This is a genomic window from Streptomyces sp. NPDC052043 (genome assembly GCF_044548235.1).
In the GTDB taxonomy this organism is placed as follows: Bacteria; Actinomycetota; Actinomycetes; order Streptomycetales; family Streptomycetaceae; genus Streptomyces.
On sequence record NZ_JBIUBT010000002.1, the window covers coordinates 145,955 to 162,723 of the forward strand.

The 16,769-nt window shown below is 71.4% G+C and carries 15 protein-coding genes, 1 pseudogene and 1 riboswitch; of the genes and pseudogenes, 12 read left to right on the plus strand and 4 right to left on the minus strand.

Translation table 11 applies throughout. The features are described from left to right. The first annotated feature begins 365 nt into the window (after positions 1–365). From ACIHCX_RS05430 to ACIHCX_RS05450, 5 genes and pseudogenes are all read left to right on the plus strand, one after another. Complete coding sequence (locus ACIHCX_RS05430; protein ID WP_400026823.1) at positions 366–2,426, plus strand: APC family permease; 2,061 nt, start codon at positions 366–368, stop codon at positions 2,424–2,426. 122 nt (positions 2,427–2,548) lie between these two features. Next, positions 2,549–3,934, plus strand: a complete 1,386-nt coding sequence (locus ACIHCX_RS05435) for a class I SAM-dependent RNA methyltransferase (RefSeq protein WP_400026825.1) — start codon at positions 2,549–2,551, stop codon at positions 3,932–3,934. Between the two features lie 353 nt (positions 3,935–4,287). Further along, positions 4,288–5,121 carry a PIG-L family deacetylase gene (locus ACIHCX_RS05440; protein ID WP_400027687.1) on the plus strand — a complete coding sequence of 278 codons (834 nt, stop codon included), beginning with the start codon at positions 4,288–4,290 and terminating at the stop codon, positions 5,119–5,121. A gap of 293 nt (positions 5,122–5,414) precedes the next feature. Continuing rightward, positions 5,415–6,425 carry a YHYH protein gene (locus ACIHCX_RS05445; RefSeq protein WP_400026827.1) on the plus strand — a complete coding sequence of 337 codons (1,011 nt, stop codon included), beginning with the start codon at positions 5,415–5,417 and terminating at the stop codon, positions 6,423–6,425. A gap of 42 nt (positions 6,426–6,467) precedes the next feature. Then, positions 6,468–6,619: pseudogene (locus ACIHCX_RS05450) on the plus strand (DNA-binding response regulator); the annotation flags it as partial. Positions 6,620–6,806: 187 nt separating this feature from the next. On the opposite strand, the gene ACIHCX_RS05455 reads toward ACIHCX_RS05450, so the two are convergent. Further along, positions 6,807–7,235, minus strand: coding sequence for an organic hydroperoxide resistance protein (locus ACIHCX_RS05455; protein ID WP_400026829.1), 429 nt, complete (start codon positions 7,233–7,235; stop codon positions 6,807–6,809). Positions 7,236–7,449: 214 nt separating this feature from the next. Between ACIHCX_RS05455 and ACIHCX_RS05460 the strand changes: the two genes are divergently transcribed. From ACIHCX_RS05460 to ACIHCX_RS05470, 3 genes are all read left to right on the plus strand, one after another. Next, a complete protein-coding gene (locus tag ACIHCX_RS05460; protein WP_400026831.1) occupies positions 7,450–8,148 on the plus strand; it encodes an alpha/beta fold hydrolase in 699 nt (232 codons plus the stop codon). Positions 8,149–8,157: 9 nt separating this feature from the next. Then, entirely contained in the window at positions 8,158–8,832 is a 675-nt protein-coding gene (locus ACIHCX_RS05465; protein WP_400026833.1) for a winged helix-turn-helix transcriptional regulator, read from the plus strand. A 253-nt stretch (positions 8,833–9,085) separates the two neighbouring features. Beyond that, positions 9,086–9,607 (plus strand): hypothetical protein, encoded by a 522-nt coding sequence (locus tag ACIHCX_RS05470; RefSeq protein ID WP_400026835.1) that lies wholly within the window; start codon positions 9,086–9,088, stop codon positions 9,605–9,607. 90 nt (positions 9,608–9,697) lie between these two features. Here the strand turns inward: ACIHCX_RS05470 and ACIHCX_RS05475 are convergent, their stop codons facing one another. Continuing rightward, positions 9,698–10,810, minus strand: coding sequence for an aminotransferase class V-fold PLP-dependent enzyme (locus tag ACIHCX_RS05475; protein WP_400026837.1), 1,113 nt, complete (start codon positions 10,808–10,810; stop codon positions 9,698–9,700). 137 nt (positions 10,811–10,947) lie between these two features. Continuing rightward, positions 10,948–11,090: riboswitch (cobalamin riboswitch) on the plus strand. A 36-nt stretch (positions 11,091–11,126) separates the two neighbouring features. On the opposite strand from ACIHCX_RS05475, the gene ACIHCX_RS05480 reads away from it, so the two are divergent. Further along, positions 11,127–11,345 carry a CbtB-domain containing protein gene (locus tag ACIHCX_RS05480; protein ID WP_400026839.1) on the plus strand — a complete coding sequence of 73 codons (219 nt, stop codon included), beginning with the start codon at positions 11,127–11,129 and terminating at the stop codon, positions 11,343–11,345. Positions 11,346–11,366: 21 nt separating this feature from the next. After that, entirely contained in the window at positions 11,367–12,122 is a 756-nt protein-coding gene (locus tag ACIHCX_RS05485) for a CbtA family protein (protein ID WP_400026841.1), read from the plus strand. A gap of 68 nt (positions 12,123–12,190) precedes the next feature. Here ACIHCX_RS05485 and ACIHCX_RS05490 read toward each other — a convergent pair whose 3' ends face one another. Further along, positions 12,191–12,763 (minus strand): histidine phosphatase family protein, encoded by a 573-nt coding sequence (locus ACIHCX_RS05490; protein WP_400026843.1) that lies wholly within the window; start codon positions 12,761–12,763, stop codon positions 12,191–12,193. 8 nt (positions 12,764–12,771) lie between these two features. Next, entirely contained in the window at positions 12,772–13,536 is a 765-nt protein-coding gene (locus ACIHCX_RS05495; protein WP_400026845.1) for a DeoR/GlpR family DNA-binding transcription regulator, read from the minus strand. A 90-nt stretch (positions 13,537–13,626) separates the two neighbouring features. Here ACIHCX_RS05495 and ACIHCX_RS05500 point away from each other — a divergent pair, with 90 nt between their 5' ends. Both ACIHCX_RS05500 and ACIHCX_RS05505 read left to right on the plus strand, forming a co-directional pair. Beyond that, positions 13,627–14,937, plus strand: coding sequence for an MFS transporter (locus ACIHCX_RS05500; protein WP_400026847.1), 1,311 nt, complete (start codon positions 13,627–13,629; stop codon positions 14,935–14,937). A gap of 777 nt (positions 14,938–15,714) precedes the next feature. Beyond that, the gene (locus tag ACIHCX_RS05505) at positions 15,715–16,734 is read left to right on the plus strand and encodes a glycoside hydrolase family 11 protein (protein WP_400026849.1); all 1,020 of its coding nucleotides are present in this window, start codon (positions 15,715–15,717) and stop codon (positions 16,732–16,734) included. Positions 16,735–16,769 lie beyond the last annotated feature (35 nt).

Genomic DNA, 16,769 nt, shown 5'->3' on the forward strand with positions numbered 1-16,769 from the left:
TCTCAGACAGAGGGACAAGCTACACATGCCCCGTTCGGGGCGGGCACCCCCCTGCCGCATCCTTAACGCGTCCCCGACAAGCGGCGCCTCACTCGACCCCGAGGGTTCCGGCACCGAGTGATGCTGCGCACGCTGCGCAGGGTCAGGAATCCGAGGCCGAGCAACGCGGTGGCCGCGCCGATCAGCTCCGCGGTCGAGGACATGGGGCCTCCGAGGGGCGGCGGGGAGCGGGGTCCAGACATCTAGGCACGGCGTGCGCCCCACCCGCGGAATCCGCAGGTTCCGCACGGCCGGAATTCACTCGTGAGGCAGATCCTGGACGGCAGGTGCACGACCCGGGGGGCAAAGGCCTACGATCCTCTGTTGTGTCCAAACTGACCGACGTGCCCAAACGCATTCTGATCGGGCGCGCACTGCGCAGTGACCGGCTGAGCGAGACGCTCCTGCCGAAGCGCATCGCCCTACCCGTCTTCGCCTCCGACTCGCTCTCCTCCGTGGCCTACGCGCCCGGCGAGGTGCTGCTGGTCCTGTCCGTCGCGGGCGTGTCGGCGTACCACTTCAGCCCGTGGATAGCGGTCGCGGTCGCGGTGCTGATGCTGACCGTGGTCGCCTCCTACCGGCAGAACGTGCACGCCTACCCGAGTGGCGGCGGCGACTACGAGGTGGCGACCACCAACCTCGGCTCCAAGGCGGGCCTGACCGTCGCCAGCGCGCTGCTGGTCGACTACGTCCTGACCGTCGCCGTCTCCATCTCGTCCGGCATCGAGAACCTCGGCTCGGCCGTCCCGTTCGTCGTCCAGCACAAGGTGCTGTGCGCGGTCGTCGTGATCGTGCTCCTGACCCTGATGAACCTGCGCGGGGTGAAGGAGTCGGGCACGCTCTTCGCCATCCCCACCTACGTGTTCGTCTCCGGCGTCTTCATCATGATCGTGTGGGGCGCCGTCCGCGGGCTCGTCCTGGGCGAGACCATGCGGGCGCCGACCGCCGACTTCCACATCAAGGCCGAACACCAGGGACTCGCCGGTTTCGCCCTCGTCTTCCTGCTGCTGCGCGCCTTCTCCTCCGGCTGCGCCGCGCTCACCGGCGTCGAGGCGATCTCCAACGGCGTCCCCGCCTTCCGCAAGCCGAAGTCCAGGAACGCCGCGAGCACGCTGGCGATGATCGGCCTGCTGGCCGTGACGATGTTCTGCGGCATCATCACGCTGGCCATGACGACCGGCGTGCGCATGTCCGACAACCCGGCCTCCAACCTCCTGCGGGGCGGCGTGCCGGTCGGCCCGGACTACGTCCAGAACCCCGTGATCTCCCAGGTCGCCGAGGCCGTCTTCGGCAAGGGCAGCTTCCTGTTCCTCGTCCTGGCCGCGGCGACGGCGCTGGTCCTCTTCCTGGCCGCCAACACCGCCTACAACGGCTTCCCGGTGCTCGGCTCGATCCTCGCCCAGGACCGCTTCCTGCCCCGCCAGCTGCACACCCGCGGCGACCGGCTCGCGTTCTCCAACGGCATCGTGCTGCTCGCGGGCGCCGCCGCCCTGCTGGTCGTCGTCTACGGCGCCGACTCCACCCGGCTGATCCAGCTGTACATCGTCGGCGTGTTCGTGTCCTTCACCCTCAGCCAGGTCGGCATGGTCAGGCACTGGAACCGCCACCTGTCCACCGAGCGGGACCCGGCCAAGCGCAGCCACATGATCCGCTCCCGCGCCATCAACACCTTCGGCGCCTTCCTCACCAGCACGGTGCTGGTCGTCGTCCTCGTCACCAAGTTCACGCACGGCGCCTGGGTGGCCCTGCTCGGCATGTGCATCTTCTTCGCGACGATGACCGCGATCCGCAAGCACTACGACCGGGTCGCCGAGGAGCTCACGGCCCCCGACGACCCGGGCGACGACACCGTCCGGCCCTCCCGCGTCCACTCCGTGGTCCTCATCTCCAAGATCCACCGTCCCACCCTGCGCGCCCTGGCGTACGCCAAGCTGATGCGCTCGGACACCCTGGAGGGGCTCACCGTCAACGTGGACCCGGCCGAGACCCGGGCGCTGCGCGAGGAGTGGGAGCGGCGCGGCATCGACGTACCCCTGAAGGTGCTCGACTCGCCCTACCGCGAGGTCACCCGCCCGGTCATCGAGTACGTGAAGAGCCTGCGCAAGGAGTCCCCGCGCGACGCCGTTTCGGTGATCATCCCCGAGTACGTCGTCGGTCACTGGTACGAGCACCTGCTGCACAACCAGAGCGCGCTGCGCCTGAAGGGACGGCTGCTGTTCACTCCGGGTGTGATGGTCACCTCGGTGCCCTACCAGCTGGCCTCCTCCGAGGCGGCCAAGCTGCGCGCCCGCAGGCGCCAGGACTGGAACGCGCCCGGTGCGGTGCGGCGTGGCCCGGCCCAGGAGCGCCCGAAGGAACAGAAGGAGTCGCCGGCCGCGAAGGGCTGACGGGGGTGCCGCCCGGGGGGCGCCGCCCCTCATGGTGAACGGCCGGACGGCGTCCACGTAGACTGGTGGGCTGTTGTCCGGCCGTCCGCCGTCCGCCTTCCCCGATCTGGAGTCACCCCACCATGCAGGCAGAACCGAAGAACGCGCAGGTGGGACCCGAGCCGGACGGCTCACGGGCGGGCCGGGAGCAGGACGGCTCGCTGGTCGGGCGGGAGTACGAGGTCGAGGTCGGCCCCGTCGCCCACGGCGGCCACTGCATCGCCCGTACCGCCGAGGGCCAGGTGCTGTTCGTACGGCACGCGCTGCCCGGTGAGCGGGTCGTGGCCCGGGTCACCGACGGCGAGGAGGGCGCCCGGTTCCTGCGCGCGGACGCGGTACGGATCATCGACGCCTCCAAGGACCGTGTCGAGGCCCCCTGCCCCTACGCCGGGCCCGGCCGCTGCGGCGGCTGCGACTGGCAGCACGCCAAGCCGGGAGCCCAGCGGCGGCTCAAGGGCGAGGTGATCGCCGAGCAGCTGAAGCGGCTCGCGGGCCTCACGCCCGAGGAGGCCGGCTGGGACGGCACCGTGATGCCCGCCGAGGGCGACAAGCTGCCCGCGGGTGAGGTCCCGCAGTGGCGGACCCGCGTGCAGTACGCGGTTGACCCCGCCACGGGGAAGGCGGGCCTGCGCCGCCACCGCTCGCACGAGGTCGAACCGGTCGACCACTGCATGATCGCCGCAGCCGGGGTGAGCGAACTGGGCATCGAGCGGCGCGACTGGACGGGCATGGAGTCCGTCGAGGCGATCGCGGCCACGGGCTCGCAGGACCGCCAGGTGATCCTGACCCCGCGCCCGGGTGCCCGCCTGCCCCTGGTGGAACTCGACAAGCCGGTCTCCGTCCTCCGGGTCGACGAGAAGACCGGCGGCGTGCACCGCGTCCACGGCCGCCCGTTCGTCCGCGAACGCGCCGACGGCCGTACCCACCGGGTGGGCGCCGGCGGCTTCTGGCAGGTCCACCCGAAGGCGGCGGACACCCTGGTCACGGCGGTCATGCAGGGCCTGCTGCCCCGCAAGGGCGACATGGCCCTCGACCTGTACTGCGGCGTCGGCCTGTTCGCCGGCGCCCTGGCCGACCGCGTCGGCGACAAGGGCGCGGTGCTCGGCATCGAGTCCGGCAAGCGCGCGGTGGAGGACGCCCGGCACAACCTCGCCGGCTTCGACCGCGTCCGCATCGAACAGGGCAAGGTCGAATCGGTCCTGCCGCGCACCGGCATCACCGAGGTCGACCTGATCGTCCTCGACCCGCCCCGCGCGGGCGCCGGCCGCACCACGGTCGCCCACCTGACCTCCCTCGCCGCCCGCCGCATCGCCTACGTGGCCTGCGACCCGGCCGCCCTGGCCCGCGACCTGGCGTACTTCCGCGAGGGCGGCTACCGGGTACGGACGCTGCGGGCGTTCGACCTGTTTCCGATGACGCATCACGTGGAGTGTGTCGCGATCCTCGAACCGGCCGCCAAGGGCTCCTGACCTGCGGCTTTGCGTGAGCGCATCATGTGCGGTGTGGGCGTTACGGGCGACATCTTGGCGCTGAAATGACGCTCTCCGAGGCATCTTGACGCTCATTTGGCGCTCCCTCTGATGGGGGGTCAGGTCCTGTGGGGGGTGGTTCACATGCCCTGCCCACCTGGCCAAGCCCCGCGCCGGGAACAGGCGGTCCGGTCGGCTCGGTTGCATTGACCGAGGGACCGGTGCCGCACGGGCGGGGGCGACCGCAAGGTCGTCCGCCCCACCAGGATTCGGGCCCCGAACGCGGTACGCCCGCCGCGCACTCGGATCTAGACGTATGTCTGCAGGAGGACAGTTTCATGACTGACCGTTTCATGACTGACCGGCCCTTGACGCTCATGGCCGTACACGCCCACCCCGACGACGAGGCCACCGGAACCGGAGGGGTCCTCGCGCGGTACGCGGCGGAAGGCATCCGCACGGTTCTCGTGACGTGTACCGACGGCGGTTGCGGAGATGGGCCCGGAGGCGTCAAGCCCGGCGACCCCGGCCACGCTCCGGCCGGGGTCGCCGCGATGCGCCGTCAAGAACTCGAGGCGAGCTGTGAGGTCCTGAAGGTCAGCGATCTGGAGATGCTGGACTACGCCGACTCCGGGATGATGGGCTGGCCCAGCAACGACGCCCCCGGATCCTTCTGGCAGACCCCTGTGCAGGAAGGCGCGGCCCGACTCGCGGAACTCATGCGGTACTACCGACCCGATGTGGTCGTCACCTACGACGAGAACGGCTTCTACGGCCACCCCGACCACATCCAGGCCCACCGCATCACGATGGCGGCGCTGGAGATGACCACGCTGACACCGAAGGTGTACTGGACCACGGTGCCCCGTTCGGGGATGCAGCGGTTCGGCGAGATCATGCGCGAGTTCCAAGGGGACATGCCGGAGCCGGATCCCGCCGAGACCGCCGCGCTGGCCGAGATCGGCCTTCCCGACGACGAGATCACCACGTGGGTGGACACCACCGCGTTCAGCGGTCAGAAGTTCGACGCGCTGGCCGCGCACGCCAGTCAGGGCGAGAACATCTTCTTCCTCAAGATGGGCAAGGAGAGGTTCGGCGAGTTGATGGGCATGGAGACCTTCGTCCGTGTCCAGGACGCCACCGGTGCAGCCGTACCCGAGAACGACCTCTTCGCCGGCCTGCGCTGATCGCCCGTCCGACGCGGCCGCCTGCGTCTCGCGGGTGTCTTCACTGAGGCGTCCGTGAGACGGGCGGACGGTGAGTTCGTCCATCTGGCCGCGGTGGGCTGCGTGTTCGACGAGGTGTCGGCGGTCGCCGCAGTCCACCCGGACCGTGCGATGGAGCCAGGACGGGTGCTCACTCAGTTGCCCGTTCGCGTCGGTGGGACAGCGGCACGCGGGTGTGGTGAGGTGATGCGGGCGGCTGGGACGTGGGCCGCTGGTGTGACGTCTTCCGGTCCTTGTCGAGATGGGGAGCATTCATGCATGGCCTGCTCAAACCCGCTGTGGTGACGGCCAGTGCGGTCTGCACGCTGGTGGGTCCGTCGATGGCTCCGGCCGGCTCCACCGCCGTGACTCATCCCGTGCGGGCGGTCACGGATTCGTGGAGCGAGGGCGAGAACACCCCGATCACGCGCCTGTACACACCCGCCACCGGCACGTCGATCGCGTCACCCGCGCGCAACACCCTGTATGCCTGCCGCGGGGGAACCCTCACCCGGCCCGACCGCCCGTGGATCGACGCGCACGGTGTGATCGACGTGCTCAAGCGCCCCTTCGTGTCGGGGACCATGCGCTGGCACAGCAGGCTGCGGGTGACGACGACCGCGACCAGGAGGCACTTCAAGGGCAACGGGCTCCCGGACCATGCGACCGGGCACTTCCCCGTCCAGAAGGGCACCCCCGCCTACAAGTACTACGCGGAGATTCCCGCGCACGGGTACCCCAACGCCGCGGCGATCCCCATCAAGCCGTGGAACCTCGATGTCACCGTTCCGCGTAATCCGTCCGTCGCGGCGAAGCCCACGTGCATCGACCAGCTGACGACGGGGATGGCTCTGGCGGGCGGCACCTTCCATCTGGAGGTGGCCACCGACGCGCAGGACCGTCCGGTCGACCCGAACGCGGCCCTGCCCCTCGACCGCTGCTGGGGCCATCCGTACGACACGCAGTACCACTACCACGGCCCCTCGCAGACCTGCTTCGGCAAGGCTTCCAGAGGGCCCGCGCATGCCCGTGGCCGACACTCACCGCTCGTGGGATACGCCATCGACGGCTTCGGGATCTACGGGCCGCGCGGCGAGGACGGAAAGATCGTCAGGAACCGGGACCTGGATGTCTGCCACGGCCACACGCACGCGATCACGTGGGACGGCCGGAAGGTCGTCATGTACCACTACCACCTCAACGGCGAGTATCCGTACTCGATCGGCTGCTTCCGCGGGACACCGGTGACGGTCCCCGGCTCCGGGCACGGCTGGCGCCACCGGTAGAAGCCGACTCCGGCCGCGACGAGGTCCGGCGCGGACGGCCCCGGCGGACGGCCCGGGCTGCCGGTGCTGGTTCTTTCTCCGCACGTGAACAGCTGTACGTGCGGGTGCTGTTGGCGGACGGCAGCGGCGACGCCGGCTATCTGCTGAAGGACTCGGTCTGCGACGCGGAGCACTTCATCGAGTCGGTACGCCGTCACCGCCGTCGCCGCCTGGGGCACCGCAATGGGGCCCGCACGTCATCTCACAGCCGTTGAAGCGCAGTTCGTGCGGCGAACAGCCGGCGCGTCCTCGCCGTACTGGCCTCCCTCGACCGCGGCTGACCCGGGCCGGTCGTGCGGGCTCCGACTCTCGGGGCTTACAGATCTCGGAGCGGGGCCGGTGTCACAGGTGTGTGCCGTTGATCTGCAGGGTCACGTCGATGTTGTCGCGCGTGGCGTTGGAGTACGGGCACACCTGGTGGGCGGTCCTGGCCAGTTCGACGGCCTGAGCGTCGGTGACCGAGGGCAGCGAGATGCGCAGCTCGACGGCGAGCTTGAAGCGACCGCCGTCGATCGGGATCAGCGAGACCGACGAGTCGATCTCCGCGTCGTCCGCCTTGAGCCCGCCGCGCTGCCCGACCAGGGCGAGCGTCGCGCCGAAACAGGCGGCGTACCCGATCGCGAAGAGCTGCTCGGGGTTTGTGCCCTCACCGTCCCCGCCCAGTTCCTTGGGCTGTCGCAAGTCCAGATCCAGTCGTCCGTCGTGCGTGCGCCCGTGGCCGTCCCTGCCTCCGGTGACGTGCGCCTGGGCCGTGTACAGCGCCTTGCTCATCCTGAACTCCCTCGTGTCGCTACCGTAATTCGAATCTGACACTTCAAAAACAAGAAGTCAATAGCTAGGATCGGCAAGCCGCCGACTGGTTGAACGGCTGCGCCGTGGCCGGCGCCCGCCACCTCGTGATCCGTCTGGCGGCCGATGACCACGGCGCGGGACTCGAGGAGTTCGCCGACCGGGTTCTGCCGCTGCTTCGCGAGGAGGATCTCCGATGACCACGTTCGTTCTCGTGCACGGTGCCTGGCACGGCCCATGGGCCTGGGACCGAATCGTCCCCCTGCTGCACGCCGCCGGGGCCCGCACGCTCACCCCGGACCTCAGCACCGTCGGGGACCACGGGCTCCACGACCACGCCGAGGCGGTCGTCGCCGCCCTCGACGCCGTTCAGGAGGAGGGCGCACTCGTGCTGGTCGGGCACAGTTACGCCGGCCTGGTCGTACGGGAGGCGGCCGACGCACGGCCCGACGCCGTCGGCCACATCGTCCTGGTGGACGGATGGGCGGGGCTCGATGGCGCCAGCATGTTCAGCCTGGCCCCCGGCGCCTTCGCCGACGCGGTCCGTACGGCGGCCCAGACGCTCGGGGACGGCTGGCGGATCCCGGCCCCGCCCCCGGCGGCGTTCGGCATCGTCGACGCCGACACCGCGGCCTGGCTGGCCGCGCGCCTGCTCCCCCAGCCACTGCGCACCTTCGCCGAGCCCACCCGCCTGAGCGGGGCCGTCGACCGGATTCCTGGAACGGCCGTCATCTGCGAGCCGCAGACCTACCCGTTCGACCGGTTCGGCGAGGCCGTCGGGTACCGGACGCGCGGGCTGGACGGCCCGCACGACGTGATGCTGACCGATCCGGAGCCGCTCGCCCGGATGCTTCTGGAGGCTCGTTCATTCAGGAACGGGAAGCGCGAAGTTTAGAATGGCGAAGTGGAACAGCGGACGTACCACCAGTATTGCGCGACCGCGCGCACCCTCGACCTCGTCGGCGAGCGCTGGACGCTGCTGCTGATCCGCGAGCTGCTGACCGGTCCCAAGCGGTTCGGCGACCTGCAGGCCAGCCTGCGCGGCCTCGGCACCGGACTGCTGGCCGCCCGCCTGAAGCATCTGGAACGCGAGGGGCTGGCGCACAAGATCACGCTCCCGCCGCCGGCCCGGACCCCCGCGTACGCCCTCACCGAGGCCGGCGAGGAACTCGGCCCGACGATCCTGGAGCTGGCCCGGTGGGGCCTGAAGTGGGCGATGGGCGAACGGCGCGCGACCGAGACGTTCCATCCGGGCTGGGCCGTGCTCGGCCTGCGGGCCTGCTTCGACGCCGAGGCCGCCGCCGGACTCCGCGCGGTGTACGAGTTCCGCGTCGACGACGAGTTCTTCCACGCCCGGATCGACGACGGGACGATCGAGGCGCTGCACGGACCGGCCCAGCATCCCGACGCGACCGTCACGATCAGTCAGGAGGCGTTTCTCCGCCTGACCGGCCAGGACCTCACGCTCGCCGAGGCGATCGAGAGCGGTGTCGCGTCGGCGTCCGGCGACAGCGATGCTCTGCGCAGCCTGAGGGGCCTGTTCCGCCTGCCGCCCCCGCGTGCCCGGACGGCGAACTGAGCGTTCGACCGGACGGGGGAGAACCCCGGATGACACGCGCCACGCCGTGTTTTCGCCTGGCTGGGCTCACGATGTCACGCCTGGGACCTATCTGACATGACAGTAATGGGGGCTCTCGTTACGTTCGTCGCAGGTCGGTCGCCCGGCCGACGTCCGTGAGACAGAGAGAAGCGACATGCGCACGCGCACCATTGCTGTGGCCGCTGCCGGAGTAGGCGCGGCACTCCTCACAGCCAGCGGTATCACCTACGCGATGACATCCGGATCCGCCCCGGCGTCCGCGTCTGCTCACAAGGCGGCCGTATCCGTCCGGCCGGCGGCCAAGCCCCTCCAACAGGCCGCCCCCGCCCCGGCCCGTCCGGTCGCCGGCAGCGTGAACGAGGAGAAGGGCGGGGACCGCGGGGGCGAGGATCGCGGGGGCGAGGGCCGCGGGGGCGAGGACCGCGACCGCGAGGGCGGCGGGCGTGACCGCGGCCATCGGGACGAGGGGAGGGTCTACTTCAACGACCGTGCGTACTCCGCCGCCGCCGACGGCTGCGTCACCGCGGCCAGCGGACTGGGCTCCAGCAGCTTCAACGTCTTCAACGACAGCTGGAAGACCGTCGAGGTCTTCCGCGGCTTCACCTGTGACAACGGCGCTCCGGTCGCCACCGTGGGCCCCCACGGCGACACCAACGGCGTGGTGACCCGTACCGTCCACGGGGGTCTGATGTTCGGCGACGACGGCGTCGTGGGCAGCTTCAGGGTGCTCAACGGCCACGACGACGAGTGGTGACGGCGCGGCCCGGAGCACGGGAAAGAACTCGGCCCGCCGTAATCGGGCCGAAGTTCCCGGCAGCGCCGCCTCGTTCGCCGAGCCGGGGGTTCACCCCCTCAGGGACGACAGTGCGGCGGCGACCCGTTCGGTTGCCTCCGGCGGGGTCGAGGCGTGCGGGGAGAGCCTGAGCGAGTCGGCGCGCACCGTCGCGGTGACACCCTCGGCGTGCAGCGCCTTGGCGACCACGGACGGATCCTGGTCCGGCATGGTGAAGGAGAGGATGCCCGCGCGCCGTGCCGGGTCGGCGGGGGACAGGACGCGGCCGCCGCACGCCTCGACGGCCGCGGTGAGTTCGGCGATCCGTGTGGCGATCGCGGTCTCGATCGCGGCGACGGTGTGCCGCTCGACGACGTCCAGCGCGGCCGCGAACGCGGCGGCCGTCACCGGGCTCAGGTTGGTGATCGACCACCGTCGTGCGTCCGGGGCCGGCGGATGCTCGGCCCCGTCGAAGAGGCCCACGTCCTCGACGCCCGTCCAGCCGGTGAGGACCGGCTCCAGGGATTCCAGGGCGCGGTCCGACAGGGTGGCGAAGCCGGTCGACCATCCGGCCCGCAGCCACTTCTGGCCGCCCGCGACCACCACGTCGGCGGCGTCCCAGGGCAGGGCGGCGACCCCGAACGCCTGGATGGCGTCCACGATCAGCAGCCGGTCGGGTCCGATCGCCTCGCGCAGCGCCGCCAGGTCGGCGCGGAACCCGGTGCGGAAGTCCACGGCGCTGACCGACACGGCCACGACGTCGTCGCTCAGCGCGGCGCGGACCAGGTCGGGGGTGACGCCCGAGCCGGGTGCGGGGTCGAGCCAGCGCGGCGTGGCCCGGCCCAGGTCCGCGGCGCGGCGCCACGGGTAGTGGTTGGCGGGGAAGTCGGTGCGTGGCGCGAGGACCACGCCCTCCCGTACGCCGAGCGCGGCGTGGAACAGACCGGTGGACGCGTTCGGGAGCAGCACGGTGTGCCGGGCGTCGGCCCCCGCGAGGCGGGCGGCCGTCTCCCGTGCGGTGTCCTCCGCGCGCATCAGGGTGTCCACGGTCGTGTGGTCGGCGCGGGCGGACGCCTCCAGGGCACGCGCGGTGGCCGTGACGGCGTCCCGGGAGGGCGGCCCGAAGCGCGCGAAGTCCAGGTACTCGGCGGGCGTGTCGAAATGGTCGGCGTACGACGTGAGCACGGGGCTCGTCCCTCCGGGGTGGTGCGTGCGGATCGAGAGCGCATCTTGCCACAGCGGGGCCGGGGGCCGGGGCCTGGTCCTCGTCGACGCGTTCGCCGGTGGAGGAGATCACGTCCGGGGGCATGGTCTTGGCCGGGCGGGCGGCACGCGATACCGTCTGTGCGATATCGACGACGGTACGACGGAAGCCGGTGGGAATCCGGCACGGTCGCGCCACTGTATGCGAACGCCCGCTGAAGCGCTCGTGAGTCAGACCCGTGGCTGTCGTCCTGTGTACCACCGAGATGGGACGCGAACTCCCAGAGGAGGTTCTGCCATGGCGCAGACCGTCGCCCAGCCGACTGCCACCCCCGCCATTCCCGCCACGCTGCCGCTCAAGGCGATAGCTCCCTGGGCGGTCTTCTTCGGTGTTCTCATGCTGGTCCTGCTGTACTTCGTCGGCGCCGAGCAGGGCGCCACCTCCGTGTTCAGCGGCACGGACGTCCACGAGTGGGTGCACGACGCCCGCCACCTGCTCGGCTTCCCCTGCCACTGACGCGAGGGACCCCGCACGCTCATGAACTCCGCAACGGTAAGAAACCTCCTGGTGCGGGGCATGCTCGCCGGCCTCGCCGCCGGTGTGCTCGCCCTCGTCGTCGCCTACTTCCTCGGGGAGCCGCTCGTCGACAAGGCGATCGGATTCGAGGAGGCGCACGCCCACTCGCACGACGAGATGGAAGTCGTCTCCCGCTCCCTCCAGTCCACCGCCGGTCTCGCCACCGGCGTCCTCGTCTACGGGGTCGCCTTCGGCGGCATCGCCGCGCTCGCCTTCTGCTTCGCGCTGGGCCGCGTGGGCCGCTTCTCCCCGCGGGCGACCGCGCTGCTGCTGTCCGGCTGCGCGCTGCTGGCCGTGTACGTCGTGCCGTTCCTGAAGTACCCGGCCAACCCGCCCGCGGTCGGCGAGGAAGACACCATCGGCAAGCGGACGACCCTGTACTTCCTGATGATGCTGCTCAGCGTGTTGCTCGCGATCGGCGCCACCATCCTGGGCAAGCGCCTCGCGCCCGCCCTGGGCACGTGGTACGCGACGGTGGCCGCGGTGGCCGCCTTCGTCGTGGTGATCGGCCTCGCGTACGCCTTCCTGCCGGTCGTCAACGAGGTGCCGGCGGACTTCCCGGCCGCCGTGCTGTGGCGGTTCCGGCTCTCCGCCCTGGCCATGCAGACCGTCCTGTGGGGCGGTTTCGGGTTGCTCTTCGGCGAGTTGGCCGAGCGACTGCTGCATCCCAGGCCCGCGACCACCGCGTCCGGGCAGCCGGTGCCGGCCGCGCACTGAACCCTCCCGGACACGACAGGCACACGACAGGGCCCTTCCGGAACCGTCCGGGGGCCCTGTCGCGTTCCTCAGCGCGCCGCCAGCGGCTGTCCGAGCCGCAGATTCCAGCGACCGGCCCGTCCGCTGAGTTCGGTGGCCGTCAACGGCGGTACGTCCAGCCGCCAGAAGCCCGCCGCGGGCAGCCCCAGTACCTGGACGACCGCGGCCCGTACGACCTCCGGCTCGACCACGGCGAGCGTACGGCCGTCCAGGTCCCGTGCGGTGTCCAGCCAGCGCCCGACCCGCTCGCACACGTCCCGCACCGACTCCCCGCCGTGCGGTGCGCAGCCGGGGTCGGTGAGCCAGCGACCCACCGCCTCCGGCTCGGTGGCCATCACCTCCTCCAGGGTGCGGCCCCGCCAGCGGCCCGGGTCCAGACCCGCCAACTCCGCCGCCACCACGCCGTCGAGGCCGAGCGCCGAGGCCGTCTGCCGGCAGCGCCGGCTCGGGGACAGCAGCACGCGGGCCGCCGCGGGCAGCGATCCGGCCGCCGAACGGGCCCCGGCCGCCCCGCCGGCGTCGATCGCGTCGCCGTCGTCGAACCGGGCCTGGCGCAGCGACGGGCTCGTCGCGGGCGAGACGAGAAGGACACGACTGGTCAACGTCACTCCTACCGCGCGGTGTTGACGGCGGTGCCCGCGGCGCGGATCGCCTCGATCGCGTCCGGTGGCGCGGCACCGTCGGTGACGAGGGTGTGCAACCGCGCGACCGGTGCGACGAAGGCGTGCGCCGTCCGGGACAGTTTGCTGCCGTCGGCCACGGCGAGCACCCGCCGGGCGGAGTCGATCGCGGCCCGCTTCACCGCCGCGTCGTCCAGGTCGTAGGCGGTCAGGCCCTGTTGTGCCGTGAGCCCGCAGCAGCCGATGACGGCGGTGTCGAAGCGCAGGGCCGCCAGGGAGGCCAGGGTCAGGGGTCCGGTGAGGCCCCCCTCGCCGGGGCGGGGCCGGCCGCCGGGCACCAGGAGCGTGGTCTGCCCGGGACTGTCGGCGAGCGCCTGGACGGCCTGGAGCGACAGCGGCATCACGGTCACCCGCCGGCCGCGCAGCGCACGGGCCACCTCCAGGCAGGTGGTGCCGCTGTCGAGGACCACCGTCTCCCCGTCGGCGATCAGCGCGGCCACGTCCGCGCCGATGCGCCGCTTGACCTCCGCGCCCTCCTGCGCGCGCAGGTCGAAGGGGGGCTCCTCGCCGCGCAGCAGCAGGCTGCGGGCGCCGCCCCGGAAGCGTTCCAGCACGCCCTGGGCGGCCAGGGCCTCCAGGTCGCGGCGGATGGTCATCTCCGAGGCTCCGGTGAGTTCGGCCAGCTGGCCGACGCCGAGGCTGCCCGCCTCGCGCACCGCGTCCGTGATCTGCCTCAGACGGCCCGTGTTCCGCATGCCCGCGATTGAACACCATGCGCCGACAAACAGAAACCCTGTGAGAACAGGCGCTTTTCAAACATGCTTTGTGTTCGATACGTTCGGTCCATGCAGCTCTCCCTGCGCGCCGCACGTCTGGCGACCTTCGCGTACTTCATCCTCAACGGGACCCTGCTGGGGATGTGGATCGTGCAGATCCCGCCCATCGAGCACCGCGTCGGCGTCAGCCACGCCGTCCTGGGCGGCTTCCTGCTCCTGCTCGGGGCGGGCGCCTTCGTGGGGATGCAGGTGGCAGGACCGGTCGCCGACCGCCTCGGCACCCGGATCGTCGTGCCCGCCTCCGGTGTGCTGTGCAGTGCCACCCTGGCGCTGCCCGGACTGGCCTCCGAGCCGTGGATGCTCGCCTGTGCCCTGATCGTGCTCGGTTTCGGCAACGGCTGCCTGGACGTGAGTATGAACGCCCACGCCGTCCAGGTCGAGAAGGCGTACGGACGCCCGGTGATGTCCGCGTTCCACGCCACGTTCTCCGTCGGTGGCGTGGTGGCCGCTCTCGCGGGTGCCGCCGTCGCGAGCGCGGGCTGGACCCCGGCGGCGACGCTCGGCGCGGCGGCCGTGCTGGGCGTGCTGGTCTCCGTGTGCGCCGCCCCGGGGCTGCTGCCCGCCGCCGCGAGGCCGGCCACGGAAGCGGGAGCCGGGCACGGAGCCGAGCGCGGAGCCGAGCACGGGGCCGGGTCGGAGTCCGGCGGGCCGGCCGGGCAGGTGGCCCCGGCGGGCACCCGCATCTGGATCCTGGCCGTCCTCGCGCTGCTGGTCATGCTGTGCGAGGGGGTCGCCAACGACTGGAGCGTGCTGCACCTGCGGACCGTCCTCGGCGCCTCCGACAGCACCGCGGCCTTCGCCTACGGCGCGTTCGCCGCGACGATGACCATCGGCCGCCTCCTCGCCGACCGCCTCTCGGCCCGCTTCGGCCCCGCCGCGATCCTGCGCCACGGCGGCGCGGTGGCCGCCGTCGGCATGACCGCGGCCGCCCTGTCGCCGTGGGTTCCGCTCGCGCTGGCGGGTTGGGCGCTCTTCGGTGCCGGCCTCTCCGGCTGCGTCCCCCAGCTCTTCAGCGCCGCAGGCCACGTCGACGCCGACGCCGCCGGTGCCAACGTCTCCAAGGTCGCCGGGCTCGGCTACCTCGGCATGCTCGCGGGACCGGCCGTGATCGGCTGGCTCACCCGCCTGATCCCGCTGAACCTGACCTTCTTCCTCCCCGTGGCCTGCTGCGCCGTCGCGGCCGTGACGGCGGGAGTGCTGCGACCGCGGCGGGCGCTCGCGGTCGCGACCGGGGGGCCCGTCCCTGCAACCGGGAGTCCTGCCGCGTCATCCCTCCGGGGCGAGCGGGGGGCCGCCGAGGGTCGAGGCGCGGGCCACTAGGACGGGGCGCAGCCGCCGGGAGCGGCCCGGTTTGCCGTGCTGGGAGGACGTCCTGACCCCGCCCGGCCGTACGGTTCTGGCCACCCGCGCGGCGAGGGCCGAACGGCTTCTGAGGCCCCGGTCGGGACCGCGGGTCCGGGTTTGGCTGTCCGCGGGACACCTGCTCGGGGACCGGGTCGGGCGGACCGTGCACGCGGCGGACCTGGACACGCTGCGGCGGGCGGCCGTCGAGCGTGGTGCGCGGCCGGCGGGCCGGCGGCCGTTGGGCGGAGACTCCGCGACCGTGCCCGTCGAGGTGCCCGGCGGCCGGGATCCGGCCACGGTCGCGGTGTGGTGCGCCGCCGTGGCCCGGGCCGAACCGGACGCCTCGCTGGAGCTCACCTCCCGGACCCCGGCGGGGCGCGCACCGTCCTGGTGGAGATCGGCTCGGGCACCGTACGGGCCAGGGTCCTGGAGCCCGTACCGGACGCCCCGGAGCGCGGGGGGCCCGAGAGATTTTCGAAACTTTCGATGGTGTCGGGCCTAAAGTTGATCTGGGGCTTGGCGGTCGAGTCGGGTATGCCCGGGCGGCTCCGGCAACTATGGCTCTGTACAGGGAAAATGTGCTTCCTCGAGGTCTCCGTGTCGAGCGAACGTTTCGAAATTACGACCGAAACTGTTGACAGCCGACGGGCCCGGCTCAACACTTCTCACCGCTGCGTCACCTCCTGGCAGCCGGCCGTTCCCCGCGGTTCTGCCGTGCTGCCCCCCACCCCTTCACGAGGAGGAAGCACGGACATGAACACCCTCGTCCAGGCGAACGGCCGCAGACACGGTCGCTTCACATGGTTCATCCGGAGCCTCTGCTCCGCCGCCCTGGTTGTCATGGCCGCGATGACTCTGCCGGGCACCGCCAGCGCCGACACGGTCATCACGTCGAACCAGACCGGCACCAACAACGGTTACTACTACTCGTTCTGGACCGACGGCGGCGGCTCGGTCTCCATGAACCTGGCCTCCGGCGGCAACTACAGCACCCAGTGGAGCAACGTCGGCAACTTCGTGGCCGGCAAGGGCTGGGCCACCGGCGGACGCAAGGCGGTCAACTACTCGGGCAGCTTCAACCCGTCCGGCAACGCCTACCTGGCCCTCTACGGGTGGACCACCAACCCGCTCGTGGAGTACTACGTCGTCGACAACTGGGGCACCTACCGGCCCACCGGAACGTTCATGGGCACCGTCACCAGCGACGGCGGCACCTACGACATCTACAAGACGACGCGGGTCAACGCCCCCTCCATCGAGGGCACCCGAACCTTCGACCAGTACTGGAGCGTCCGTCAGTCGAAGAAGACCGGGGGGACCATCACCACCGGCAACCACTTCGACGCCTGGGCGAGCAAGGGCATGAAGCTGGGCAGCTTCAACTACATGATCCTCGCGACCGAGGGTTACCAGAGCAGCGGGAACTCCAACGTCACGGTGAGCGACGGCGGTTCCGGCGGTGGCGGCAACGGCGGGGGAACCGGTGGTGGAACCGGCGGCGGTGGCGGCGGCTGCACCGCGACCCTCTCCGCCGCCGAACAGTGGAGCGACCGCTACAACCTCAACGTCTCCGTGAGCGGCTCCAGCAACTGGACGGTGACGATGAACGTACCGTCGCCGGAGAAGATCATCGCGACCTGGAACATCAGCGCGAGCTACCCCAGTTCGCAGGTGCTGGTCGCCAAGCCCAACGGCAACGGCAACAACTGGGGTGTGACCATCCAGACCAACGGCACCTGGACCTGGCCGACGGTCTCCTGCAGCGCGAGCTGACCCCGCCGACCCCGAAGGCCTCTTCAGAAAGGTCC